The following is a 24713-nucleotide window of genomic DNA, read 5'->3' as shown; positions in this document are numbered from 1 at the left end:
ATTTTTTTGCTTAAATCCCAAGTGCCTTTCCAAGATCATTCATTATGAATCAGTGCGTTCGCAATAAGTTCATATGAACGGATTTTGTCAGCCGGTAAATGGGTGATTGTCACAATCATGATTTCATCCGCATGGTACATGGATTCGATCTCTTCAAGCTTCATCTTAATCTCGCTTGGATTGCCGATCACCATTTTCTCTTTCCTTTTGAGGAGTTCTTCTTGCTCCTTTTCATTTAGTTCGTAAAGCTTCGCTTCTTGGATGGATGGTACTCCCCTTGGTGAAAGTCCGTTTCCTTTTTGAATCCCCCAAATGAGTGAACTTAATGCCAAGTCCTCTGCTTGTTCAGTCGTTTCGGCACAGATGGCGCTGACAGTTGCGACCACCTTGGGTCCATCACCTTGCTGTTGAGGTTCAAAGGATTCCCGATATTTCTGGACAATCGCGGGTCCGTCCTGATCGCTCATGAAGTGTCCAAAAGCATAAGCCAAGCCTTTTTCCGCTGCAAGTTGTGCACTTTTTTTGCTTGTACCCAAAAGCCAAGGAACTGCAGGAATATTTGGGACGGGAGATGCCGACAGTTTTACATGTTCATTTGCAGAAATACCCACATCGTGAAGGAAGCTTACAAGCTCATCCACTGCATTAGGCATGTTCCAAACACTCTTTAAAAAAGTTTCCGATAAGGCATTTGTCGCTTCTGCCGATCCCCCTGGTGCCCTGCCAATCCCCACATCGATGCGACCTGGAAACAAAGTTGCCAGCATATTATATTGTTCAGCAACTTTATAAGGCTTGTAATAAGGTAATAAAACGGCACCAGCTCCGATTCGGATCTGGTGAGTATGTGCCCCGATATAACCAAGCATCACTTCTGGTGCAGAGCATGCCAGTCCCTCCAAGTCGTGATGCTCTGCAATCCAGTAGCGTCTGTATCCTAATTTTTCACCTGCCTGCGCCAGTTTCATCGCTTCTACCAAAGCATCATGAGCCGTTTGATTTGAAGAAACCGGTGCTTGATCTAAAATACTCAGCTTCATTTTCTATTCCTTTACTTCAAGCAGGGAAAGAGTGAACTCGCCGACTTGATTTTCTTCATACAAATTCGTAACAGATGTATAGTATTGTTGAATCGTTCCATTAAAAGAAAGGCCGTTTTGCGGGACATCAACTTGAAAATAGCCTTCATAAAGAAGGATGGCAACGTCATGATAATCATCGCTGCTTACATCAAATACGATGTTAATGGCATTCAGACCATTCACTAGTTTTTCTTCGTATTCCTTAATTGCAATGCGCTTTTCATTCAGCAGGATTTCTTTAACCACTTTTATCGTCCCCTTCATTATTTGTATGAGAATCATAGCACTGAGCAAATGCAAAGAGCAAACAAGCTGTTCGGCAAGTAAACAAGTAAATAGGATGTTGATTAATTTCGGATCTGCCCTTGCCCATAAATGAAATATTTACTGGACGTGAGTGCAGTCAGTCCCATAGGTCCCCTTGCATGCAGTTTTTGGGTGCTTATTCCAATTTCGGCACCATATCCATATTCAAATCCGTCTGTAAATCTGGTAGAAGCATTATGGTATACCGCGGCTGCATCCACTTTGGTCAAAAAAAGATCCGCATTTTCATCTTTTTCTGTGATGATTGCCTCTGAATGTCTTGTTCCATACTGATTGATATGGTGAATGGCTTCCTCCACATCCTTGACCACTTTGACACTGACTGCAAGGCCCAAGTACTCCGTTGACCAATCCTCTTCTGTGGCAGGAATCGCCTCTTTAGAAGTTTCGCATACATTATTATCCCCAAATATTTTAACCCCCGATTGAGTCAGTTCATGCAATAGCCTGCTTCCATTTTTTCTCATCCACTTTTCCTGAATTAATACTGATTCCAATGCATTGCAGACCGATGGACGCTGGGTCTTGCCGTTGATAAGAATTTTTCGTGCCATTTCCCACTGTGCGGATTCATCGATGAAAAGGTGGCAATTGCCTGCACCGGTTTCGATGACAGGAACTGTTGCTTCCTTTACGACCGTATCGATCAAATTTTTCCCTCCCCGCGGAATCAAAACATCCAAGTACTCTTTGAGATGAAAAAGCTGTTTCGCTGTTTCCCTGCTTGTGTCTTCAATTAGCTGGACCGTATGAACAGGAATGGAGCTTTTCTTGAGTGCACGATGAATGCTGTGAATGAGTGCAATGTTGGTGTGGCTCGCGGAGGAGCTCCCCCTTAAAATGACAGCATTTCCTGTTTTCAAAGATAAAGTCGCCGCATCCACCGTCACGTTTGGCCGTGCTTCATAAATCATGCCGATCACACCGATGGGTACTCTTTTTTTCTTAATCCTTAATCCGTTCTCTTTTTGAATGGTTTCAAGAGTCTCTCCTAATGGATCATGTAGTCCGGTTAGAAGATGAATAGCATTCGACATATCAAGAATCCGTTTTTCATTCAGCATTATTCGGTCTAAAACGGAATCATTAAAACCTTTTTCTTTTCCTTTTAAGAGATCTTTTTCATTTTCCAACAGGATATCATTCTGATCTTCGATTATTTGTCGCACGATCAATTCAAGTGCCTCATTTTTTTGCTGGGTTGATGCATTCATCATTGTATAGCTGGCTTCTTTTGCCGCTTTTCCTTTCAATTCAACCTCATTCATCGATGAACTCCCCTTTTCTAAAATTTTATCCATTTATTACGATGGATGACGAGTGTGGAATTTTTATGTTGTTGAAGACTGTTCATTGCTTTCGATAGTTCCATGGAAGAACAGGAAACTTCCCCTTTTCCCAATAAGCCATCGTCGCAGAACACTTCAACGACGTCGCCTGGCTGGAAGATTCCCTCTACAGAAGAGACACCTGCCGACAACAGACTTTTCCCATTATAAAGCAGTGCTTGTTTTGCACCTTGATCGATGTGGATTTCACCCGAAACTTCTGAATGGAAAGCTATCCACTGACGATGAGTGCTGATGGTGGATAAACCTTTTCTTCCAATATAAGTCCCATCCCCACTGCCGACTAAAATTTCTGTCAGCTTGCTGCTTCCTTCTCCTTTCCCGATGAAAACCGGAATTCCTAAGGATAACGCCATGTTTGCAGCATTTAGCTTGGATTTCATTCCACCTGTTCCCACCTTAGTACCTGCACCTTCTGCCGCTTTCATCATCTCTTCTGAAATCGCCACAAGTTCATTTATGCGTGAAGCTTTTGGATCGCTGCGGGGATCAGCATCATATAGCCCATTGATATCCGTCAAGATGATCAGCATATCGGCATGAATGAGGCCGCTCACAAGTGCAGAAAGCAAATCATTATCCCCGAAGGTCAGCTCCTCGACTGCAACGGAGTCATTCTCATTGATGACGGGCAGCATATTTCGATCCAATAACTCATTCATGGTTGCATAGGCATTTTTATATCGGTTTCTGTTTGAAAAATCACTTCTTGTCAATAAAATTTGCGCAGGAGTGATGTGATGTTCATTGAATTTTTCATGATAGCATTGCATGAGCAGTCCCTGTCCGACTGCAGCTGCTGCTTGTTTCCCTTTCAAGGTGACCGGCCTGGAAGGATACCCCAGCCGTTTAAAACCGGCTGCCACCGCTCCAGAAGAAACAAGCAGAACATCATGTCCCTCACCTTTCAGGGACGCAAGCGCCAATACATGATCTGTCAGTTTCTCTTGATCGATCTCCCCCTGATCATTCGTTAATGAACTGCTTCCAATTTTAACGACAATTCGCATTTTCCCCATTCCACTCTTCTCCCATTCATGAAAATATAAGGCTGTTTTCGTAAAAATTGTTGTTACAATCTTACTGCTGATTTTAACGCGTAAATAGATGTTTAGCGCGTTGAAATATTGGATTCCGGCTCTTTTCTCGCTGATGTGGCCTTTTAAAGATAAAAAATTGAATGGACAATCCAAATATAAAAAAAAGCCTTCTCGTCCTATGAATCAGGACGAAAGGGCTTGCTTCCGCGGTACCACCTAAATTGGATGTCAGGTCAATAAACATCCCGCTTTACCTATTAACGCCAGGGATGCGCCTATTTAAGTAGGACTCTGAAGGCAGGTTCGGCGGCTTTTCCGCGGCGAAATCTTTCAGCTGATATATTTCGCTCTCTTTCACGACAAGTTCTGCTTACTATTCCCTCATTGACGATCATTTATTTTTTTAATATTATGACGATTCTGCATAAAAAAGTCAATATGAATTATTAATCATTTCCATCCGTATCTACATGCGCCAAAAATTCTCCGATCACCTTTGCATAAGCCTCCGGTTCTTCAAGGTATGGCATATGTGCACTTTTTTCAAACACATGGAATTTCCCATTTGGAGTAAGCTTGCTGAAATATTCAGTCGATTTTGGTGTTGCTTCATCAAACCTGCCGCATGTAAATAATGCAGGAATTTTAATATCCTTTAATTCACCTGTATAGTCGAAATCTCTCAGATTTCCAGTAACATGAAATTCAGAAGGCCCCCACATGAGGTTGTAGACTTCGGGATTCTTGTAGGACGATGCTTCCTTTAATAATTCCGGCCAAGGATCCAGCCGGCAGACAAACCGTTTATTGAACTCAGCAGTGGCGTTTTTATATTCCGTTGAATCAGTAGTCCCGTTTCTTTCGCAGTCAGCCAGGACGCGTTGAATCTCATCTGGAAGCTGAGCACGGTTCTGCTCCTGATCCTCTGCCCAAAGTGGTGCACTCAAGCATGGACTTGAAAAGATGACGCTCTTCACTCCCTTTGGATGGCTCAATAAGTATGCAGCCGCCAAGGTCGTCCCCCATGAATGGCCAAGAATATATACTTCATCCAAGGAAAGCGCCGAGATGATCTGCCTCAGCTCTATCACAAACCGGTCGATGTTCCACAATGACTCATCTTTAGGGCGATCCGACCTTCCACACCCCAATTGGTCGTATAAGATGACAGGGCGGTCCTTTGCAAGCACCTTCAGGACTTGCAGCGTATAGCAGGATGAACCCGGACCACCGTGCAATATGATGACGGGTGTTTGATTTATTGGGCCATCATATGACTGATACCATACGCGGCCGCCTGTTACTTCGATGAAACCTTCTTTTACCGGCATACTCTTCCTCCTCATAGAAAAAACCTCCTTTTATTATCGCTTAAAAAGGAGACCTTGGAAAGAATGCCGGACAAAGGCAGACGGTAATGCTTTCCTACATCATCATTGTTTTTCGATTGTCTGTTTGACGATTTGATGTCCAAAAACCGAGGCACCTGCGACGAGCACTCCTTGTATGAATGATTGAACACTGAATCCCATAATGAAACCTGCCAATACGACCCCTGTTATCAGGAGGATATAGGGAATGACCCAGTCCTTGATTTTCGGTGTTTTCTTGACAATTTTGCCGATGATCCATAAGACAGGAATAAGGATTAGTGCTTGATTGACGATGTAATTCGTGAATTGCGGCATAGCTACACTTCCCTTCTAGTTGTATAAGAATGTCCTAGTACAACTATATGAATCACGTTGCAAGACAAGACTAGTAAATTCCAACATTTTTTTCACCCTAATCCTGTTTGCTGACGAAACTTGAAAGGGAGGATGCAAGTACGTTCAAAAAGCAAATAACCGTATTTTGTTCCATACAAAAAGACCCTTGATTCTACAAGGGTCGAAGGAAACTTTATGAAATATTTTATAATGGCTTTTTCCAATCATGCATTAATGAGAATGCGGCAGAGTTTGATTCTTTCTTTTCTGAATCCAGCTTTTGAATATAGGAAGGATATAGCGATCAGCGCCGATTGTACCGGCATTACTTCCTGCTATCAGAATCAGGATTGCCAAAAGGACCATTTGTGGGTTGGTGCTGGTCGTGCCGGAAAACATAAAGGCAAAATTCATCACTGTCGCCATTAATGCAGCAAACGTAGTGAATAATCCAAGTATGAGGGCCAACCCGACTAAGAATTCTCCCCAAGGTACAAGAAAATTAAATAAGCCTACATTTGGCACTGCAAAATCATGCAAGAAATTTGCCCACCATCCTTGAACGGCAGGATGTTCACCGCTGGAATTTTGGATGGCGCCAAGTAAAAACCCTTTTGCATCAAATCCACCCGTCAACTTGCCCCACCCTGATTTCAACCACTCATAACCCAAATACAGACGAAATAACGTTAGAATCATGGCAGCATATTGGTTTTCTTTAAGGAATCCAATAAACATTTGACTCATCTCCCAAACAATTAAAATTATAATACCTATGATTCAATTGTAATTGTAATCTGGCTGGGTTTCTGTGATGTTTATCACACTTAGAGATATTTATGTTTATGGGTCAATAGAAAGTACTGGTAAGGTGAAGCAAGTTCAAAACAAATGCTATGCTGGGAAACTCAAGATTCATTTTCAAGCCCGTTTTAACAATTCAGCCTCCAGAGGGCACACAAACCTCTTTCTGATTCCCGGTTTCCTCCAACTCACCAAATGACAGTATCTTAATCCATTCATCCATAAAAAAGCCAGCGGAGTCAATACCCACTGGCATCTTCCGTATCAGGAAGTCAATATCATCGTAATTTGTTCATCCGGCTTCCCCTTGGCTTCCCATGAAAAGCGGTTTTCCCCTTCAACAAGAAATGGTGAAAGATCCACTTTTGATGCACCTTTATTTGGCGGAATCAGCTGTTTTTGATTGTTGATCTGGATTTCGATCGGATTGTGCACATTCCCTGCTGCGATAAGAGATCCCTCTCCCCCATTCAACACCCAATTATTGTCGATGGGCTTTCCAATATCGCGGCTGATCGTTTGGATTGCATCGGAGCTGACAATGATTTGATTGCCGATTTTTTCGTAGGAAACATCTGCTCCATTCACTTTTACTTTTTTGACATCGCCTGATTTGAAAACGAAGACGGCGTTTTCCCATAATTGGTCATGGGTGCCAAGGTGGATCTCCAATGTTTGACCATTAATAGAACTCTGAATTTCTTTAAATGACACAGCCTCGTCTTTACTGGTGGTCACCTTTGCACTCCATAGCGCTCCCTCGTTTGCCTGTGAATTGAAATATAAGTGGTCGCTTTGTTCATTTCCATCGATTTTAATCGTATTGTCATCTTCTTTTTGCGCTTGAATGGATGGGGCTTCTTCATTATATGGGTGAAACACCGTAACGAATTGAGCATCATTCGCCTGCTCCCGCTGTATGACCATAGAGACATTCTTATTTGGGTCATCTGCAGGTCCCGGAGCATCTCCTTTCATGACTTCCCTTTGACCAAAAGGAAGGGATATGGCCTGCAGCTCTTTTCCTTTTTGATCCCATGATCCTTCCCATTGATCTAGTTCACCTGCAGTTTGAACATTTGAAATGTGCTGATAGCCATTCGCATCGCCGATTGAATCACTGCGGTCTTGAAGCACTAAATCTGATTGTAAGCTTCCGAGGGGATGTATGGCCCAATCATATTGGTGGCTATTATCAGGGTCAGATAATTTGAACCAGTCCACCGTATAATTTGGATCTACCCAAATCGTCCGCTCATACTGCACTCCTGGATATGCATTGTCGGCAGCTGCACTCATCATTTTAAAATGTGGAAGGTCGATGAAATTAGTCAGTTCCCCTGCAACTTCCGCCTGTGATTTCCCATCCACTGCCACGGTATTATGGCTGATCGTCTGTTTATACCAATCCTGATAAAGGGAATTTCCATAGGACGGGGTGCCAAAGTCAGGCGCCAGTACAGTGTCCTTCCCAAATAGATCAATGTGCAGCTTATCTGCGTGTCCGTGTGATCCACCATAAGGTCCATAGTCCATCAATACATAGTTTTGTTCTGGATAGGTACCAGCCCTCAAAATGCCCATTCCTGCATTTTCAAAGTTATGGCTGGGAATCGAGGTATTCACTGGTTCCCCCAAGTCATCGGCACCATGAAAGAGGGCATAATCCCCTTCCCTTGGGACATTCCTGTAGCGCTGTTGGAGAACCCAATCATAAAGTGGATCTTTGTAATAGGCGAAAGCACCCTCATATTCATAATCCCCTCTGGTGGAAACAGGATCCAGCAATGAACTTCCGTAGCCGCCTCCGTCGTTATTGAACGGGAGTTGCAGATTCGGATAGGCATATTCGATTGGAACATCGAACATTTTTTTTACGTTTGGATCGGCATATAGATCGTATCCCCAATTTTCAGCACCTTCGATAAGGTAATTTAGCGCTCTAAGGGTATACATATGGTAGGCAATCGAGCCCTCCCACCAAAAGCCATCGTCCAATACACTGTTTTTCATTTGATAGTAAAAGCCATGGTTCCCGTTTATCGCTGATTCCATCAATCCCCTGTCGCCGAGGACAAAACCGACCATTCCGATTGCGGCATTGTGCCATGCTTGCCAATTAGACCGGTCCATATCGTTTTGACTGATGTTCTCAGCCGATGCCCTTAGCAAGTTCAATTCAATATTCGCTTTTTCCTGATCGGATAAAATTCCGCTGTTATAAATGAGGTCATAGGAATAGCTCATATCCACCATGCTGACCGACTCATCCAATGACTGCCAATACATTTTCCCCCCTCGGGTCTGCTTTTCCCAGTTCGGGTAAATGTCTGCATATTGATCAAGGATTCCTGCAGCGGCTTCGGCATATTCAGTATCACCGCTTAAAGCATAGGCAGTCGCCAAAACCTTCAATCCGTGAACGATCTCATTATGGCGATAATAACGCCAGCCGGCATCATAAGTTTCACCTGTGTAATATTTATCCTCTGAAGGACAGTAGTGCTCATGTGGACTGTTCGAATCATATTGCAGACGTTCCCCGTCATCACACAGGAACCACATTCCATGTCCACCGCTGTCGGTCAGCACTTTTGTGTCTGCGGAGACCCATTCATCTGCTTCGGATTTCAGCTTGTTCCAATAGGTTTTAGCCCAATCCTCGCTGGTGATTCGAGCTTTTGCCCTATCCAGTTGATCTTGATTGATGAACGATTTCGGGTGAGCTACTCCGGAAGGCGCCCATTGAGCGACTTCATAGGAGAGCTTTACGTTAAAATCGGATTCATTTTGAAGCTGTGATCGAATCGGGATATCCATCGTTTGTTTTGTACCTGCCGCAGCCTCTTCCCCTATGTTTACTGAAAATGTGATCCATTTGGATTCATTCGGCTGCAAGTCTCCTGACTCAGGGGATGCATGAACAAAAGTCTGAAATTCATCCGGAATGTCCACATTGAATTGATCCTGTTCATCCCCTTTATTTGTGATCTTGACTTTATAGGAAAGATCCATGCCGGCAACAGCTTTCTTATCAATCTGGTTCGGGGTAATTTGGAAGAGTTCCCTGATCAGCATCAAATGGTCAAAATACAAGACAGTAGAAGGATCTGGCATTTGGTCTGCATACCATTGAGAATGGAACTTCATATCAGATATATGGTCCCAGCCCAATGGCTGCCTCGATGGTGCAAAACTCGATCGAGGGATTTTGATTTGCTTCCAGCCCACCCAGTCGACATTGAAGCTGGCCAAATAATAATCCAATCCTTCTGTAGCAGGATTATCCGAATTCAAGATGATATAAATGGACGTTCCAGTAGCTTTTTCCGAATAAACCCAAACACTCAAATAATCATACTTGCTCCAATCCGAAGGGATGGATTTCGATTGGACGACTTTTTTCTTATCGATTCCCTCCCATTTCCCTGAGTAGGTCCCGGACTTCACATGCTCTGTACTTGCAGTTAACGATGTCCATTTACCGGGATCTTCAAAGTCGTCAACCGGAAGGACAGCAAGCTTTGAAAGCTTTTTAATTGATAGGGAATCCAAAATCATCTCTGTTTCTTTACTCGGCGTTTCGTGAAGCCAGGAAGTGTGGAATTTGATAAAATCGATTTTTGAAAATCCTGCAGGGGAATTTGCCGCTTTAAACATATAAAACGGAATGCTGATTTCCTTCCATCCCGTCCAATCGAGCTGGAATGATGCTAGATAATATCCGTTGTTCGCCTCAGAAGCTTGCGACCCTAATACGATATAAACCTTGTCATTCGTCGCTTTCTTCGAATAGACCCAAACACTGACCGCTTCATAATTACTCCAATCATGCGGGATGCTATAATCATCGACTGCGTTCTTGTAGGTATCGGTTGCATCATCATACACATCCCAGTATCCTGCCTGGACTCCTTCCTTTACAATATCGGTTTCCTGCGACAATCCCCTCCATCCATTTAACGATTCAAAATCGCTGATCACCATTTCATCAGACTGGCTGCCACTCACACCAGTACTTTCTGCATGTCCGCGAATGGGAATGAACGAGCATAAAGTACAAATACAAATTAGGACAATCCAAACCCGTTTCATAGCTCCTCCTCTTTCTTATTCCTCCACATTTTACGTGACAGGAAACAAGAAATTTTTGATAACGCTTTCATTTTTTGTTATACATTTATCCTATTTGTATATTTATGTTCGTTCATTTCCTTTTAGTACGCGTAAATGTCTAAAAAGGTTCTTTTTACCTATAGTTCTATTTTGAGAGGTCATTCTGTGATTGCTGGTAGACTAATAGTTTTCTCATTATAAAAAAAATACAGCCTTTGATTAGGCTGCATTAAAAGGTCAAGGTGCAATCAGCACTCTTTTGTTTTGCTTTTTCAATTTGTCTCGAAAATACTCTAGAAGCTTCGAATCAGAAATGATGGTATCCACGTCGCTAATGTGGCCAAAACGGATCAGTGCCGTTTCCCCAAACTTCGTATGGTCTGCCAATAATATCACTTGATCAGCCAGGGGGATGATCTGCCTTTTATATTCCGCCTGCAAGCTGTTGAAAACGGACAGTCCATGATTCGGATCTATCCCTGTCGTTCCAAGGAAAAGATGTTGAACGCGATACCGCTGCAAGGAATCTAATAATAGCGGTCCAAAAAGAGAGGTGGTAGTTCCGATTTGTGAGCCGCCAAGAACGATCACCTGGATACGTTCTTTGTTCAACAGTATGTTGGCAATCTTTAAATCATTCGTGATTGCCGTTACTGGAAAATCACCTAATAATTCAGCCATTTGAGCGATGGTGCTGCCTCCATCAAGGAGGATGGTCGATTCTTCCTCGATCATAGAGACAGCCATTTTGGCAATCGCTCTTTTCTCATCCATGAATTTCCCTTGTCTCTCCATGATTGGCATCTTCCCACTGCCTTCTGAAGGGACTGCGCCTCCATGAATCCGTTTCAGTGCCCCGGATTGTTCCTATACGATTAAGTCCGACCGGATGGTTTTTTCCGTTACATTAAGCAGCTGACTTAGTTCTGCAACCTTTACAATTTGTTCTTTATGTAGGTATTCTAATATCATTTCATGACGCTCAACCGATAACATCGACTCACCCCACTCGATTTCCGAAAATGTTTATAATTGTTTATTTCTGTTTTTTTAGTAAAAACCCTTTTTTATCAGGTGAATTAATGGATTGCCTTATATATTTATAAATTCCTCTCAAAAAATATAAAAAAGAGGCACCACAAGAATGGTGAACCTCTTCCCAATTCAACTAAATTCTATGAAACTTTTTGATTAATAATTATTTACTTGAATTCCCATCGCTGTTCATTTGGATGCTGCTGCTATTTTTCTTGCTTCTTAAAAGGAAAGTAAGTGGAATGCCGATTGCACAGATCATTGAAGCAATCAAGAAAACATCATCCACTGCCATCGCCATCGCATGTTCCTTAATCGCAGTCATATCGCCTCTCATATCCTTGGCATGTTGGATTGTTTTTGCAGCAAGGATGGAGCTGAAAATTCCAATTGACAATGCGCCCGTTGCCTGGCGGATCCAGTTTGTCACCGATGAACCATGACCGGCATTTTCCCTCGGGATTGCCGACATTCCAGCATTTGTGACAGGCATGAACGCGAATGCAATCCCAATATAGCGAAGCGTCAGCCATGATGTAACATACATCCTTGAACTTGACATTTGGAGATGACTCAACTCAAACGTAGAAAAGCCCACTAAAAGAATACCGCATAAAATCAGCCAGAATGGACCCGTTTTATCATAAAGCTTACCGATGATCGGCGTGGATACAGCCATTACGACCGATCCAGGCAGTAAAACAAGCGCGGTATCCAACGCAGTGGCATGCTGAATATTCTGCATAAAGATCGGGATCAGGAATACTCCCGAATATAAGGAGGCAGTAATAATACAGTTGATGATCAAACTAAACGTAAATCTATTAAATTTGAAAACTCTTATATTTAATAACGGATGCCTCGCAGTCAATTCCCTTCTTATGAAAATGATCAAAGACAATAATCCCAACCCAATAAAGCTCAGAGTCTTGACAGATGTCCATCCCCATTCATTTCCTTCACTGAAAGCGAGGAGAAGTGAAGAACTGCTTATGATGACGGTGATAAAGCCACTAGCATCAAAGACAGTGATTTTATTCATTCTATAATAAGGGATGCAGATTGAGGCAACAAAAATGGCAATGATCCCGATTGGAAGATTGATTAGAAAAAGCGATTCCCAGCCAAAATACTCCGTCATCCAGCCTCCCAACGTTGGTCCAAATGCGGGAGCCAGCATTGCAGATAAACTCCATAAGCTCATGGCAAAAGCCTGTTTCTCTTTTTCAATCAATTGATATATCATCGTCATTGTCGTCGGCATGATGATACCACTGCAGACACCTTGCATAATCCGAAATGTAATGAGCGACTCAATATTCCACGCAATCGAACATAACACTGAAAATAATGTAAAACCAGATAAAGCAATAATATACAGCCGTTTAAAGCTTAGATAATCCCCTAGAAATCCTACTGTCGGTGCTATTACACCGGTTGCCAGCATAAATCCGGCCATCATCCATTGAACCGCACTTAATTTTGCATGGAAATCTTCCATAAACACCGGGAAAGCGACATTGATCGTAGTCGTACTTAATATAGCCATGAAATTACCAAAGAAAATGGCTAAAATGATCAGCCAAAACGAACGATTGCCTGATTTTGTTTCTTCCATTCCAAAATCCTTCTTTCCATTTACAAACTTTTAGTATATTTTTTTGAACTAATGGTCATTATTGACTCAATGTTTAATATTTTGTACCATTAGTCATGACATGTCAAGAGGAGATGAAGTATCGTGAGTGTCACAAAAGAACAAATCCTCCGTTCTGCCAACTATCTTTTTGCCAAAAGAGGCTTCCCCTCCACTTCTATCCAGGATATTGCCGATGATTGCGGGATTGCCAAAGGTTCAGTGTATAAACACTTCCCTTCGAAAGAAGAATTATTTAATGAAGTGTTTGAACGATCACAAAATCGTTTTTTCGAAGAAGTTGAAGAAGTGGTGGGAATTCAAGACCTACCTGCAAAGGAACGTTTTACAAGACAAATTATTTTTAGATTTCAATTTTTCCTTGAAAACAAATACATATTCATCGACTATCAAGAGATTCCAATAGAACAGAACCCAAAGTTTGTTCCGCTTCGGATGAAGACAAGAGCTAGGTTCATGAATTGGCACAGGGAATGCCTGATGAATGTTTACGGAGATGCAATCGAAAATCACCTCAGCGATCTTGTGATCCTTTATAAGGCTATGCTTCGGGAATATTTATTTTGGATATTGGATGAAAATCAACCATTGTCCATTGAAGATACTGCTGAATTCATAGTGGACAAAGTAGACCTGTTAGCCCAGCATTTCATTGAAAAAGAAACTCAACCGCTCATCAAAAATGAATCACTTGAACATTTTTATCAGTGGGGGATGTCTCTTCAAAATAAAGATAAAGAGGAAGTAATGAAATCATTGCTTAAGCATATTTCTTTAATGATCACGGAGTTGCCAACGGGAAATATGGAACGTTCGGAACTAAATGAAATTACGTCTTTGATTTCTGCTGAACTGGGCAGAACCAAACCGAACATTGCGCTGCTTAAATCGCTTTTGTCTTATTTAGCGAAGGAAAGGGCACTAAGGAGTACAATAAAGCAATTAGAGAATGTATTGTCGATCTGAAACCAAAAAAGGCTGGGACAAAACTAAATCACTTCACTTTAAAGGCAAACAATATGGGGATTAAGCATCCGTCACTATACCGCTGGTGATTTCCGTGCAAGACTTCTCTTTCCGCGGGGCGGGCGGAGTCTTCGTCTTGCACTCCAATCAACACCTAGAATATGCTAATAACAACAAACACGCTTTAACATGAAAAACCCGAACGAATCCGAATTCTAAGGAAAGATCTCGGTTTATAGTTCGGGTTTTCTACTTTTGTCACAGCCTCTTGTTATATTCGATCATGATCAGCCCGCCATTGACGGATCTCTTTTTTGATTTCTTTCGAGCTCAATGATTGCTCCGCTGCCCTTTTGCTTAGCTGTGGAAATTCTTTGTCATCTGCAAATCTCAAAGCGACTATTTGCCCCATCGTCAGTCTTCCATTCAACAATTCCCCAGTCAGAACATAATGCCGGAGATTTTCTTCTGCCCGAATTGCCCTGTCCTGTGCTTTCAATGGATAAATTCTCACTAGAACCACAATAATCGTCAAAATGATCGCCATTAATAAGATAACGACTGACATCAAAACGTTCATTTGGCTGCTGATCGAACGTACAAGCTGAACGATTGAAATGATCAGCGTCCCAATTAGCAGCAGAGATAAAACATAATGGTAAAGCGGATGCATCCTTGTATGATTTTCATAATTTTGTTGGTTCATCACTTCTCTCTCCCCTTCAATTTATTCCCATTTAAATGTGTAGCTTGCAATAATAAAGGCTCCTATCAGCCATCCTCCGAGTATCAGCGCCTCTGTCCCCAAACTTAGAAATGATGCTCCGACATTCATGGTTTCACGCAAGGCGTGGCTTAAATGGGCAATCGGCAGTACATTGACAAACGGCTGGATGAAGTCAGGCATATTTTTGATAGGAAAGAACACACCACCAAGAAACAGCATCGGAAACGAGAGGAATCCGGCAATGGGAGCAGCACTTTCAGGTGTTTTCGCAATTCCAGCGATGATAAAGCCGATCGCCATGAAGGCTAACGTCCCCAGGATTACGAAGCTGATCAATGTCAGCCATGAACCTCTTACTTCAATACCGAAAATGATATGTGCCACACCGAGCACAATCAATGCTTGAAGCCCATTCAATACAAGTCTCGCAGTGATCTGAGCAGCAATGAAAGTAGAAGCTTTAAGGGTGGTTCCCTGCATCCTTCTTAAAATTCCACGCTCCCTCCATGCGGCGATTTGTCCAGCGACGCCGTTCATATTATTGCTCATGATCATCATTGCCACGATGCCGGGAACAAGGAAGTCGATGTAGTTAAGATTCAACGTTTCAACACCTTTTGCATCCGTAACGACAACCGGTTTATAAGCCTCAACTTTTTTGCTGATGGCATCGACCGTTCCATTCACCAACTGCAGCCCCACTTGTGATGCTGTCATATCTGTCTCATTATAATAGATTGGAAGGGAAAAAGGTTTTTCCTCTCCGGATGTACTGGCTATTTTATTGCCATAGCCTTCTGGAATCACCACGACAAGCTGTAAATCACCCTTTTTCAACTGGTTTAGTGCATCACTCTTTTTGCTTTCCTTTTGTAAATCGATCGCTTCATTTTTCTTTAATATGGCAGATAATTGTTTAGATTGGCTGGAATGATCCTGATCAATCATACCCACTGTAAGTGTAATCCCATTGCCATTACTTAAAAAAGACCCAAGCATGACCATTAAGAATATAGGAAAAGCAAGCGACCAAAAGAGTACTTGCCGATTTCGCATGAAAATACGCAGCTGTGATAATGTCAATTGCCAGTATGCTCTCATTCCTCTCGCAAACTCCTTCCTGTCATATGGATAAAGACGTCCTCCAAAGTCGCCGTTCTCGTTTTCAAATCAGTCAATTTAAGCTGTTTTTCTGATGCCTCTCCAATCAAACTTGTCAACGTAGCTTGCAAATCATCTGTATACAGTACATATGCATCCTTTTCCCTTCCGACTTGCTTTACTCCTTCTACCTTCGTCATGTCCATTTCATCCGATTCATGCTGAAAACGAAATTCAACGGCGCTGTCTGATTGTAAGCTTTTAACAAGTTGTGATGGTGTGTCCAGTGCAATTAAATTCCCTTGATCCATAATGGCAATCCGATCGCAAAGCACGTGTGCTTCATCCATATAATGTGTCGTTAAAACTATGGTCTTGCCGCTTTCCTTCAATTTAAGAATGATATCCCATAATGTCCTCCTCGCTTGGGGATCAAGCCCCGTTGTCGGTTCATCCAAAAAGATGATCAACGGGTCATGGATAAGGGCCAATGCGATGGCAAGCCTCTGCTTCTGGCCGCCAGATAAGCTTTTGATGCGGCTTTTCCTTTTATCGGAGAGGATCATATCATCGATCAAGGTTAATATATCAACTTGTTTCCGATAAAAGCTTCCATAAAGCTGCAGAATTTCTTCAACCGTCAACAATTCAAACAATGTCGTCGATTGCAGCTGTACCCCGATGACTTCTTTAACTTTTTTGATGTCGCGGGAGATATCGAATCCCCCGATGATTCCAGTCCCTTCATCAGGTTTTCGCAGACCGACAAGCATTTCCAGTGTTGTCGTCTTCCCTGCTCCATTCGGACCCAGGACTCCGAATACTTCCCCTTTATGTACATTGAAATCGATTCCCTTAACAGCCGTAAAAGCTCCATACTTCTTGACTAAATGTTTAACTTGAATAATCGCTTCTTCCTCATGCATCATCCATCCCTCCGAACATTCATGTCTTTTTCACCGATATCTACTTTATTCTTTTTCATCACTGTTCATGTCAGATATTCGACAATAAGTGAATGAATCCTTTATCTGATGGAATTATTTGATTTGATAATGGCATAGTCATTCTTTGACTGAATATCCATGAAATATGACTTGATTTTAAAGGAGGTACAAAGGTGGAGAGGGAAATAAAGATGAATGAAGTTATTAAGGTGCAGAACGTATCAAATCGCCACTTGTATATTGCGGGGGAATATTACTACAAATACAATCATGTCTCACTTTTTAAGTTATTCAAAAAGAAAAAGAAGGAAAGCGCTGAATGAGCGCTTTCCTTCTTTCATTATACCGTTTTCACCTCATCGACAGCCGGGACCTCCGTTTGAGGCTTCGGCACTTTGCTTAAAAAGAACATCCCGATGATGAATAAGATCAGTAAACTGAAAACACCGCTGCTGGATTTCCCTGTCAGCTGGGCAGTCACCCCGACCAGCAATGGACCCATGATGGAGGCAAACTTCCCGAAAATATTGTAAAACCCGAAAAATTCATTTGCATTTTCTTTAGGCACAAGCCTGGCAAAGTAAGACCTGCTCAACGATTGAATGCCTCCTTGGGAAGTGGCTACGAGCATCGCCAATATCCAAAAGTCCAACGTCGTTTTTAAAAAGTACGCATACGTACAAACAATCATATAGACAACAATGCCTGCATAAAGCATGGTTTTAGTAGAGAATTTATCTGCCAACCTTCCATATAGAAAGGCAAATGGTGCTGCCACTACCTGAGTTGCGAACAATATGATCAGCAGGTTGGTTGAACTGATCCCTAAATCGGTGCCATAGGCAGTTGACATGGAAATAACGGTCCCTACTCCATCGATGTAAAAGAAGTAAGCAAGAAGAAACAAGAACAATCCTCGAAATTGCTTAATTTCCTTAAATGTTTTTCCCAACCTTTTAAAGCTTTTCGCTACCGGGTTCTGTTCACGTTCGATAAAATGACGCTGATGGACATTTTTGATCATCGGGATCGTAAACAATCCCCACCAAATCGCTGTAATCATAAAAGTAATTTGGCTGGCCAATGTCGTAGAAATCGGAATGGCACCCGACTTTGCCAAAATGATTATGGCGATGCCAATGATGAAAGGGATTGTACTGCCGATATAGCCCATCCCGAAGCCGCGGGCGGAAATCCGATTCATCCTATCTTCCGTTGTCACATCGACTAAAAATGCATCATAAAAAACGATGGATCCGGAAGCTCCAATCGTGGAAAGAGTATATGCTCCTAGCAGCAAAAGCCAATGGTTTGTAGGGATAAAAGCTAGACAAGCAGTAGATGCAATCCCAATAAAGAAGAATACTGTAAAAAAACGTTTTTTAAATCCCTGATAGTCAGCTATCGTTCCAAGGATCGGACCAAGCATGGCCAAAATAAAAGTAGCAATGGCAATTGTATAGCCTAAATAAGCCGTTGAATTTGAGGGACTCACTCCTGCTGCTTCGGCGGATGCTTTATAGAATAAAGGAAATACAGCTGTAGTGATGACGATTGTATATGCAGAATTCGCCCAATCATATAAGACCCAGCTATTCTCTTCTTTTGAAAAAATCTTCATTGAATTTTCCCTCCCATGCGCTCAGGATTAATAGGTCCAGAAAAAAGTTCCTCTATTATGCGTCCATCCGTTTTTCCAAGGTCAAGGCCAAGAATATGCGCCAATGTCGGTCCTTCGTCCACCAAATGCATGGAAGGGATCGCCGTATCTGGACGGATGCCTTTCCCTTTTGCCATAAAAACCGTTGCATAACCTTCTTTTTTCGGTGAGTAGCCATGGCATGCCAGCGTATATTTTCTTGCCATCACATCCTCTTTTTTTATTTCTTCTATGAAATTCCCATGGTGCGACTCTGAAAAATAATATCCTTTCCTTGCTTCGAGCATGAAATGACAAGCAGGGTCAGCCCCCAACTTACTTGCTTCAGCACCGGTATACACCTTATCAATCCCATTATTTTCATCCTGCACCAATAGATCGAGTTTAGATTTCAATGAGGTTATGACATCTGTTCGATGATCCTTGACATAAATATATGCCGAACCATCACAGCTTTTGCAATATACCTCCCATGCTTCAATATGATTATTTTTATCGATCTTGATCATTTGCGTTCCTTTCAAAAAAACATTCGGCTTGATGACCTTTGATTCATCGAGCGCACTGTGGTCGCCGAGCAAAACAAGAATGGTATCATCGTATAATTGACTCTCTTTCAACGCGCTGATAATCCTGCCTAAACGGATATCATGCCTTTTGATTGCATCTTTCGCTTCATTGGAGTCAAATCCGTGGTAATGTCTCTGAGTATCCAAGTCTGTAAAATGGACAAGCAAAAGTTCAGGTTTTTTATCCTTTATGGTCTGCACAGTCGATTCAAGGACAAAATCATCCAGCTCAGGCTGATTCAGACCTTTGCGGATATGGCCGAATCTTCGATTCATATCGAGCTGAAAAGCTGGTGATCCATTCAACAGGGATACGGCAATTTGATTGTGCCATGGACGGTTGGCAAAAATCTCAGGCATGTTGTAGTCAATATCCGCCTTCGCAGTCACCGGCCATAATAATGCAGCGGTCTTCTTCCCTGCCTTTTTTGCTTCGTCATAAAGCGTGGTTCCCTTTATATTGCGGCGGTGCCAATACCAATCAGGCGATTCCTTTCCTGGTTGTATCAGCGTGTTGTTGATCACGCCGTGATTCTTGGGAAATTTCCCTGTCACAATGGTTGCGTGGCAAGGGTATGTAACGGATGGATAAATCGTTTCTACATTTTTGCAATATGCACTCCCCTTCAAATATTCCCTGAAGTTGGGCAATTCCTGAAGAAAAGGGAAGTCCAATGCGGAAAGACAGTCGAATGAAATGACAACAAGACGTTTACTTGTCATAGGAGCCTCCAAATTTAAATCAATTAATTGACGTTCACATACATATTCGACAAAAGATCCGTTTCACCTTTTCAAGAGGATTCCACGAGGTCTTTCCAATAATTCTTAGCTTTTTTTCATTTCAGATTGTAAACAATAATCATAAAAATGCCAGGAGCTGAAATGGTATGTACATAAAAAAATTTTCACTTGTTATCATTGCTATCATTTGTTTGTCGCTTTCTGTGGAAGACATTGTTTCTGCTTCCACTATTTCATCTCTTGTCGATTACGATATTGAGGTCCTTCATTGGAAAGATGTAAATAAAATCATCCCAAGATATGCAAAGTTCACTGTGATTGATGTAGAAAGCGGAAAAAGCTTCAATGTTCAAAGAAGGGCTGGAACACATCATGCAGATGTGCAGCCGCTTACTCAAAAGGATACAAAGATCATGAAAGATATTTATGGCGGAAAATGGAGCTGGCGCAGACGAGCCATTTTAATAATGGCCAATAATCGGTTATTAGCGGCATCCATGCATGGTATGCCCCATGGTGCAGGTGCGCTTGACAATGGTTTTCCAGGTCATTTTTGTATACATTTTATCGGAAGTGTGACGCATAAATCGGAAAGATCCGATCTTGCACACAATGTCATGATTTTGAAAGCTGGCGGAAAAGTAGACGAATTCATGAAGGATTTGAATCCTGTAATGCTTACAAATGTCTTTATGGTCACCGTAAAAAATGCAGATAAAGGCCTCTCGTCCAAATTGGCCATCACAAATGAAAAAAAATTAAATAGTTCATTAAAGAAGCTTGGCCGAATAGAGGCCATCCAATGGAATGTGCTTATACCAGGGGATGAAACAAGTACAAACAAGCTGATTGTACAAGTACCAGTAGAGGTGAAAATGGTTGTCGAAGGTGAAGGCGCCATTCATTCAACAATAAATTACACATTGATTAGGACTTCCCCGATATCGCCTTGGAAAATAAATATAGATCCTTTAGTGTCCCTTATTGATTGATAGGAGCTGGATGATATCATGAATTTCATGTTAACTTTATTATTACTGACTGCGCATCCTATTGGCGGGAGCGCAAATGGAAATTTGACTCTACTTCACGATGGAGAGGTCATTGATCAGGTCAGCCGAACCCAATTTAGTCAGTATCCTTTTGGTGATTCAGTGATTGATCACAAAAAATATTTGGATTTTACAGACCTGATAGAAAAAAAAGTATATGAATCCCCGGTGGATGCCCGCATCGGTCCTTCCGGGAAGATCATCATTGAGAAAAATGGCCATACTCTTAACCGGCGGAAATTCAAAGAAATATTTTATACTAATTACTATCGTAAAAGTGATTCTGATTATGAAGTTCCTCTCAGAAATGTCTACCCTAAAGTGGATAGTGAACTGCTTGCACATATCCGAACAAAGCAGATTGGACACTATGTCACTTATTTCAACAGCTACAATAAGGAACGTACAAACAATATTTCACTTGCTGCGAAAGCAATTGACAATTCGGTGGTATTCCCGGGTGAAACTTTTTCATTTAATAAGGTAGTTGGGAAACGTACGACTTCCCGTGGTTATATGAAGGCTCCGGTAATCGTTAGAGGAGAATTGAGTGAAGGGATAGGCGGAGGTATATGCCAAGTTTCTTCAACACTTTTCAATGCAGTTGACCGGGCAGGGGTCAGAATAGTCGAGCGGTATTCACATAGCAGGCGTGTACCATATGTCCCTCCCCACCGAGATGCAACCGTTAGTTGGAATGGGCCGGATTTCACTTTTGAAAATCCACATAACCAACCTATTCTAATTCGGGCGAACATGAGCGGAGGGCAATTGGTCATTGTCATTTATTCTTCTGATAGCATTGACTACCAAAGAAGAAATGTACCAAACGCACCAGAAAGATTGCCAATCGAAATTAGGAATGGGGAATAAAGAAGACTGGATTTGTCCTCTTTATTCCGCCTCTTGATAATGGTTGAAACAAAAATCAGCAATCAGTTGTTCTTCATCTTCTTCTAATGCAAAGTCCAACACGTTATGGGATATATCTTCAACAAGATGGTACTGAAGTAATCGGCCATGTTCTTGCACGACAGAGTAGATGGCCTTTACGTAAACACCATTTTCAGAATTAAGTTCATCATCCTCAGGGAGCTCCAAATGCAAGATAAATTCATAACGGTCACCTGTAAGGATTCCCGTTGGATCTTCAAGCTTTTCAATTGTGTATTCCGTAATATTCATCACTATTTCTTCCTCTCATAAATCCTTTTAGTCCCTTTCATCATTATACACGTCATCCTTTAATGCACAAATGTTTGATGGTAGAAAAATGTCGTAATTGCTGTTACGATAAAAAATATTGTCGTTGTTTGACTACATAAACAAAAAAGTTGTCAAAACCTGCGCTTTCCCAGGAAAGAATGAAGGAGAAGAGGAATGAATAATAAAGAATTGGAAGAAAAAATTGTACAGAATTATCAAAAAGATGAAAACATGATGATCTTGGTTTTTGCTCAATGGTGTATAAATAATGATCTCGATCCGGAAGCCATGTATAAAGAGGCATATCCATCACAAGCAGAAAACCACGCACTCAAGAATGCTTTGGAACTCACTGTCCCTAAAAAAGAAGCCGGGGAAATTCCTGATCATACTTTACTTGGAGTACTTGATTTATTTGGAAACAATGAGTTAGCGATGATTGCAGCAGATCATATGACTAAAAGAAAGAAGTGGTAGCATCCTAGCAAAAGTCTACTGGACTTCTATCAGTTATAGATGATATGCTTGGACTTGCATTTAAAAAATTTAGGACGTGACTATATGATTAAAATCAACATCCCCAATCCTGATCTCATCATCAAGAAGAAGGAACAATCAGGTGAACCAGGAGACCCTGACATCAGTAAAATATACGGGTTTACGGATTATGTTCGTATACCTAAGGATAAAAGCGGTATTTACATGTTTTTTAACCAGTCAGATGAATTGCTATTCGCTGGAAAAGCACGCAAGCTAAAACATCGGATCCGCAAAAATTTTGAGGACAATGTCTCACCCATAAAAAATAACCGCAGCGACATCAATAAAATTGCTGTTATTTACGTCGATGAGGCAATGGACAGGGAAATTTATGAAACATATATCATTAATACGCTTCACGCAAAGTATAATGTCGACAAGGTATTTTACAAATAATCCTGTCGGCGCATAACGCGAGTTGTCGAAGAAAAGAAGGATGATGCTTTATAAAGCATCATCCTTCTTTTTTTCACCCATCCACAAATGATTCTCCAGGTCTTCTCTAATATGGTCAGATATTCTCTCTTTTTTTCCTGTTTCCACATCAAAGTTAACATATACAGCATTCCCTTTTGCACATAATTGATGATCCTGATGAATTTCTTCATACAACTCCAAGCTTGTAGTTCCAATTGCTTTCACCCATATCCTTACTTCTACATTCCTTCCGAAATATATCTGTTTGACAAAATCTACATCCATATGAAGAATGATCATGCGCCAATTCCGAAAAGATAGATCCGGTGTAAACAGCTTGAAAATTTCATGTCTGGCAGCTTCGAACCAAATGGGAATGGTTGTATTGTTTATGTGCCCAACCCCATCTGTCTCGGATACACGTGGTTCAATAATTTTTATATACAATTCACTTAACCTCTCTCACAACTAACTCACCATGAAGGGCCATCTGATAAATTTGTAAGATGTCCTCTCTCTTTAATGGCATTGGGCTCCTGTCCAAAAGTCTTTTTTGCTTGACTGCCTCGTCTGCCAATGCTTCGAGATGATTTTCGCCTATGTCATATTCCTGCAGCGTTTCCGGCAGCCCTAACTCCCTGACCAGCCTATGAAAAATATTGCTTTCCCCTATAGCTTGTGTTGTCGATTCCAGAATTTTATTAATTATATCCATTTTCTCGCGGCAGCTCTGAGATATAAATGACATGACGTAAGGAAGAAGAACTGCATTTGCCTCACCGTGGGGCAATTTAAATGCACTTCCCAATGGATAAGCCAACGCATGTACGCCAGCGACACCAGCATTGAAAAAAGCCAGCCCTGCCAAGTAGCTCCCAAAGCTCATATCGGTCCTGGCTTTCTTATCGGTTCCATCCTTCACGGCGTTTTTAACTGAATTGCCTATCAGTTTGATTGCTTGTAATGCCAAAGCATCTGTCACTTCATTGGCATGAACTGATACAAATGCTTCCACTGCATGTGTCAATGCGTCCATTCCGGTTGCAGCCGTCACTCTTGGAGGGACAGAAAGGGTCAGCTGCGGATCCACGATGGCCGCATCCGCCAACAGAAACTCATGTGTAATCACATCTTTTGTCCCCTCCAAGGATACTACGGCTATATCCGTCACTTCACTACCCGTTCCTGAAGTGGTTGGAATCAATATTTTAGGAAGCCCCTTCTTCAATAACCTGCGTCCTCCACTCAAATTTAAATAGTCGCTTATCTGCCCATCATTCTGTGAGACTACGGCTGTCAGCTTTGCCAAGTCAAGAGTACTTCCGCCGCCGATTCCAATAACGCATTCTAAAGTGTGATTCCTTGTATACTCCACCAGCTCCTGTGCACACGACAATGATGGTTCGGGTTCCACATCGCTGTAGACCTCTAAAGCAAACACATCCATCAAGGGTTTAATAATTTGTTCGACTGTCCCTGTTTCAATCAGTATCGGGTCTGCCACCACAAGGATACGATGAATATCCATCTTTTTTAATTCAGGGAAGAGCATGTCGATCGCTCCCCACCCGGTAAAAGAAGTTCTGGGAAATTTTAACGCTGATACCATTTTTCATTCCTCCAGAAAAATTTATTGAAAGGGACCGAAAAAAAGCCCCTTTCTTC

Annotated in this window: 25 protein-coding genes; 6 read left to right on the top strand and 19 right to left on the bottom strand. The window is 41.8% G+C overall.

The annotated features are described in order from the left end of the window. Nucleotides 1-35: 35 nt before the first annotated feature. The 11 genes from D9X91_RS07520 to D9X91_RS07470 all read right to left on the bottom strand — a co-directional run bounded on the left by D9X91_RS07520 (nucleotide 36) and on the right by D9X91_RS07470 (nucleotide 13080). Nucleotides 36-1040 (bottom strand): LLM class flavin-dependent oxidoreductase, encoded by a 1005-nt coding sequence (locus D9X91_RS07520; protein WP_121679986.1) that lies wholly within the window; start codon nucleotides 1038-1040, stop codon nucleotides 36-38. 3 nt (nucleotides 1041-1043) lie between these two features. After that, the gene (locus D9X91_RS07515; RefSeq protein WP_121679985.1) at nucleotides 1044-1328 is read right to left on the bottom strand and encodes a DUF3219 family protein; all 285 of its coding nucleotides are present in this window, start codon (nucleotides 1326-1328) and stop codon (nucleotides 1044-1046) included. A gap of 101 nt (nucleotides 1329-1429) precedes the next feature. Further along, nucleotides 1430-2677 (bottom strand): glutamate-5-semialdehyde dehydrogenase, encoded by a 1248-nt coding sequence (locus D9X91_RS07510; RefSeq protein WP_121679984.1) that lies wholly within the window; start codon nucleotides 2675-2677, stop codon nucleotides 1430-1432. A 17-nt stretch (nucleotides 2678-2694) separates the two neighbouring features. Next, nucleotides 2695-3777 (bottom strand): glutamate 5-kinase, encoded by a 1083-nt coding sequence (gene proB, locus D9X91_RS07505; RefSeq protein ID WP_121680188.1) that lies wholly within the window; start codon nucleotides 3775-3777, stop codon nucleotides 2695-2697. A gap of 467 nt (nucleotides 3778-4244) precedes the next feature. Then, nucleotides 4245-5129 (bottom strand): proline iminopeptidase-family hydrolase, encoded by an 885-nt coding sequence (locus D9X91_RS07500; protein ID WP_121679983.1) that lies wholly within the window; start codon nucleotides 5127-5129, stop codon nucleotides 4245-4247. Nucleotides 5130-5231: 102 nt separating this feature from the next. Further along, on the bottom strand, nucleotides 5232-5486 hold the full coding sequence (locus tag D9X91_RS07495) for a phage holin family protein (RefSeq protein WP_121679982.1): 255 nt from the start codon (nucleotides 5484-5486) through the stop codon (nucleotides 5232-5234). A 252-nt stretch (nucleotides 5487-5738) separates the two neighbouring features. After that, nucleotides 5739-6245 (bottom strand): DoxX family protein, encoded by a 507-nt coding sequence (locus tag D9X91_RS07490; protein WP_121679981.1) that lies wholly within the window; start codon nucleotides 6243-6245, stop codon nucleotides 5739-5741. Nucleotides 6246-6575: 330 nt separating this feature from the next. Continuing rightward, nucleotides 6576-10406, bottom strand: a complete 3831-nt coding sequence (locus tag D9X91_RS07485; protein ID WP_121679980.1) for a heparinase II/III domain-containing protein — start codon at nucleotides 10404-10406, stop codon at nucleotides 6576-6578. Between the two features lie 258 nt (nucleotides 10407-10664). Next, nucleotides 10665-11231 (bottom strand): DeoR/GlpR family DNA-binding transcription regulator, encoded by a 567-nt coding sequence (locus D9X91_RS07480; protein ID WP_121679979.1) that lies wholly within the window; start codon nucleotides 11229-11231, stop codon nucleotides 10665-10667. A 63-nt stretch (nucleotides 11232-11294) separates the two neighbouring features. After that, entirely contained in the window at nucleotides 11295-11423 is a 129-nt protein-coding gene (locus D9X91_RS07475; protein ID WP_121679978.1) for a DeoR family transcriptional regulator, read from the bottom strand. Between the two features lie 202 nt (nucleotides 11424-11625). Beyond that, nucleotides 11626-13080, bottom strand: a complete 1455-nt coding sequence (locus D9X91_RS07470; protein ID WP_121679977.1) for an MDR family MFS transporter — start codon at nucleotides 13078-13080, stop codon at nucleotides 11626-11628. Nucleotides 13081-13203: 123 nt separating this feature from the next. Between D9X91_RS07470 and D9X91_RS07465 the strand changes: the two genes are divergently transcribed. Then, nucleotides 13204-14085 (top strand): TetR/AcrR family transcriptional regulator, encoded by an 882-nt coding sequence (locus tag D9X91_RS07465; protein ID WP_158598263.1) that lies wholly within the window; start codon nucleotides 13204-13206, stop codon nucleotides 14083-14085. A gap of 271 nt (nucleotides 14086-14356) precedes the next feature. Here D9X91_RS07465 and D9X91_RS07460 read toward each other — a convergent pair whose 3' ends face one another. From D9X91_RS07460 to D9X91_RS07450, 3 genes are read right to left on the bottom strand one after another with little or no spacing between them, the layout of a single operon-like run. After that, nucleotides 14357-14791 carry a DUF6526 family protein gene (locus D9X91_RS07460; protein WP_121679975.1) on the bottom strand — a complete coding sequence of 145 codons (435 nt, stop codon included), beginning with the start codon at nucleotides 14789-14791 and terminating at the stop codon, nucleotides 14357-14359. 21 nt (nucleotides 14792-14812) lie between these two features. Further along, nucleotides 14813-15913: an ABC transporter permease gene (locus D9X91_RS07455; RefSeq protein WP_121679974.1), complete on the bottom strand. Its 1101-nt coding sequence runs from the start codon at nucleotides 15911-15913 to the stop codon at nucleotides 14813-14815. Then, nucleotides 15910-16839 carry an ABC transporter ATP-binding protein gene (locus D9X91_RS07450; RefSeq protein WP_407644180.1) on the bottom strand — a complete coding sequence of 310 codons (930 nt, stop codon included), beginning with the start codon at nucleotides 16837-16839 and terminating at the stop codon, nucleotides 15910-15912. The genes D9X91_RS07455 and D9X91_RS07450 overlap by 4 nt, the downstream gene beginning before the upstream one ends. 194 nt (nucleotides 16840-17033) lie before the next feature. On the opposite strand from D9X91_RS07450, the gene D9X91_RS22475 reads away from it, so the two are divergent. Next, entirely contained in the window at nucleotides 17034-17183 is a 150-nt protein-coding gene (locus tag D9X91_RS22475) for a hypothetical protein (protein ID WP_158598262.1), read from the top strand. A 17-nt stretch (nucleotides 17184-17200) separates the two neighbouring features. On the opposite strand, the gene D9X91_RS07445 is transcribed toward D9X91_RS22475, so the two are convergent. Then, entirely contained in the window at nucleotides 17201-18481 is a 1281-nt protein-coding gene (locus tag D9X91_RS07445) for an MFS transporter (protein ID WP_121679972.1), read from the bottom strand. Then, nucleotides 18478-19812 carry an alkaline phosphatase family protein gene (locus tag D9X91_RS07440; protein ID WP_407644177.1) on the bottom strand — a complete coding sequence of 445 codons (1335 nt, stop codon included), beginning with the start codon at nucleotides 19810-19812 and terminating at the stop codon, nucleotides 18478-18480. Before D9X91_RS07440 ends, D9X91_RS07445 begins: the two co-directional genes overlap by 4 nt. A 167-nt stretch (nucleotides 19813-19979) precedes the next feature. On the opposite strand from D9X91_RS07440, the gene D9X91_RS07435 reads away from it, so the two are divergent. Together D9X91_RS07435 and D9X91_RS07430 are read left to right on the top strand one after the other, a co-directional pair. Beyond that, the gene (locus tag D9X91_RS07435; protein WP_121679970.1) at nucleotides 19980-20825 is read left to right on the top strand and encodes a hypothetical protein; all 846 of its coding nucleotides are present in this window, start codon (nucleotides 19980-19982) and stop codon (nucleotides 20823-20825) included. A gap of 15 nt (nucleotides 20826-20840) precedes the next feature. Further along, nucleotides 20841-21758 (top strand): VanW family protein, encoded by a 918-nt coding sequence (locus tag D9X91_RS07430; protein WP_233569749.1) that lies wholly within the window; start codon nucleotides 20841-20843, stop codon nucleotides 21756-21758. A gap of 21 nt (nucleotides 21759-21779) precedes the next feature. Here D9X91_RS07430 and D9X91_RS07425 read toward each other — a convergent pair whose 3' ends face one another. Next, nucleotides 21780-22070, bottom strand: a complete 291-nt coding sequence (locus D9X91_RS07425) for a DUF6509 family protein (protein ID WP_121679968.1) — start codon at nucleotides 22068-22070, stop codon at nucleotides 21780-21782. 195 nt (nucleotides 22071-22265) lie between these two features. Here D9X91_RS07425 and D9X91_RS07420 point away from each other — a divergent pair, with 195 nt between their 5' ends. Both D9X91_RS07420 and D9X91_RS07415 read left to right on the top strand, forming a co-directional pair. Beyond that, nucleotides 22266-22568: a hypothetical protein gene (locus tag D9X91_RS07420; protein ID WP_121679967.1), complete on the top strand. Its 303-nt coding sequence runs from the start codon at nucleotides 22266-22268 to the stop codon at nucleotides 22566-22568. Nucleotides 22569-22652: 84 nt separating this feature from the next. Then, entirely contained in the window at nucleotides 22653-23027 is a 375-nt protein-coding gene (locus tag D9X91_RS07415; protein ID WP_121679966.1) for a nucleotide excision repair endonuclease, read from the top strand. Between the two features lie 48 nt (nucleotides 23028-23075). Here D9X91_RS07415 and D9X91_RS07410 read toward each other — a convergent pair whose 3' ends face one another. After that, entirely contained in the window at nucleotides 23076-23495 is a 420-nt protein-coding gene (locus tag D9X91_RS07410; protein ID WP_121679965.1) for an acyl-CoA thioesterase, read from the bottom strand. Nucleotide 23496: 1 nt separating this feature from the next. Then, nucleotides 23497-24657, bottom strand: coding sequence for an iron-containing alcohol dehydrogenase (locus tag D9X91_RS07405; protein WP_121679964.1), 1161 nt, complete (start codon nucleotides 24655-24657; stop codon nucleotides 23497-23499). Between the last annotated feature and the right edge of the window lie 56 nt (nucleotides 24658-24713).

It is taken from the genome of Falsibacillus albus, assembly GCF_003668575.1.
GTDB classification, from domain to species: Bacteria; Bacillota; Bacilli; order Bacillales; family DSM-25281; genus Falsibacillus; species Falsibacillus albus.
This window is presented reverse-complemented; position numbering and strand designations above follow the sequence as displayed.

Bases quoted from the DNA above. Each gene is read 5' to 3' on its own strand.
- D9X91_RS07520 (WP_121679986.1), bottom strand. From the start codon at position 1,040: ATGAAGCTGAGTATTTTAGATCAAGCACCGGTTTCTTCAAATCAAACG.
- D9X91_RS07510 (WP_121679984.1), bottom strand. From the start codon at position 2,677: ATGAATGAGGTTGAATTGAAAGGAAAAGCGGCAAAAGAAGCCAGCTAT.
- proB (WP_121680188.1), bottom strand. From the start codon at position 3,777: ATGGGGAAAATGCGAATTGTCGTTAAAATTGGAAGCAGTTCATTAACG.
- D9X91_RS07500 (WP_121679983.1), bottom strand. From the start codon at position 5,129: ATGCCGGTAAAAGAAGGTTTCATCGAAGTAACAGGCGGCCGCGTATGG.
- D9X91_RS07495 (WP_121679982.1), bottom strand. From the start codon at position 5,486: ATGCCGCAATTCACGAATTACATCGTCAATCAAGCACTAATCCTTATT.
- D9X91_RS07490 (WP_121679981.1), bottom strand. From the start codon at position 6,245: ATGTTTATTGGATTCCTTAAAGAAAACCAATATGCTGCCATGATTCTA.
- D9X91_RS07485 (WP_121679980.1), bottom strand. From the start codon at position 10,406: ATGAAACGGGTTTGGATTGTCCTAATTTGTATTTGTACTTTATGCTCG.
- D9X91_RS07480 (WP_121679979.1), bottom strand. From the start codon at position 11,231: ATGCCAATCATGGAGAGACAAGGGAAATTCATGGATGAGAAAAGAGCG.
- D9X91_RS07475 (WP_121679978.1), bottom strand. From the start codon at position 11,423: ATGTTATCGGTTGAGCGTCATGAAATGATATTAGAATACCTACATAAA.
- D9X91_RS07470 (WP_121679977.1), bottom strand. From the start codon at position 13,080: ATGGAAGAAACAAAATCAGGCAATCGTTCGTTTTGGCTGATCATTTTA.
- D9X91_RS07460 (WP_121679975.1), bottom strand. From the start codon at position 14,791: ATGAACCAACAAAATTATGAAAATCATACAAGGATGCATCCGCTTTAC.
- D9X91_RS07455 (WP_121679974.1), bottom strand. From the start codon at position 15,913: ATGAGAGCATACTGGCAATTGACATTATCACAGCTGCGTATTTTCATG.
- D9X91_RS07450 (WP_407644180.1), bottom strand. From the start codon at position 16,839: ATGCATGAGGAAGAAGCGATTATTCAAGTTAAACATTTAGTCAAGAAG.
- D9X91_RS07445 (WP_121679972.1), bottom strand. From the start codon at position 18,481: ATGAAGATTTTTTCAAAAGAAGAGAATAGCTGGGTCTTATATGATTGG.
- D9X91_RS07440 (WP_407644177.1), bottom strand. From the start codon at position 19,812: ATGACAAGTAAACGTCTTGTTGTCATTTCATTCGACTGTCTTTCCGCA.
- D9X91_RS07435 (WP_121679970.1), top strand. From the start codon at position 19,980: ATGTACATAAAAAAATTTTCACTTGTTATCATTGCTATCATTTGTTTG.
- D9X91_RS07425 (WP_121679968.1), bottom strand. From the start codon at position 22,070: ATGAATATTACGGAATACACAATTGAAAAGCTTGAAGATCCAACGGGA.
- D9X91_RS07420 (WP_121679967.1), top strand. From the start codon at position 22,266: ATGAATAATAAAGAATTGGAAGAAAAAATTGTACAGAATTATCAAAAA.
- D9X91_RS07415 (WP_121679966.1), top strand. From the start codon at position 22,653: ATGATTAAAATCAACATCCCCAATCCTGATCTCATCATCAAGAAGAAG.
- D9X91_RS07405 (WP_121679964.1), bottom strand. From the start codon at position 24,657: ATGGTATCAGCGTTAAAATTTCCCAGAACTTCTTTTACCGGGTGGGGA.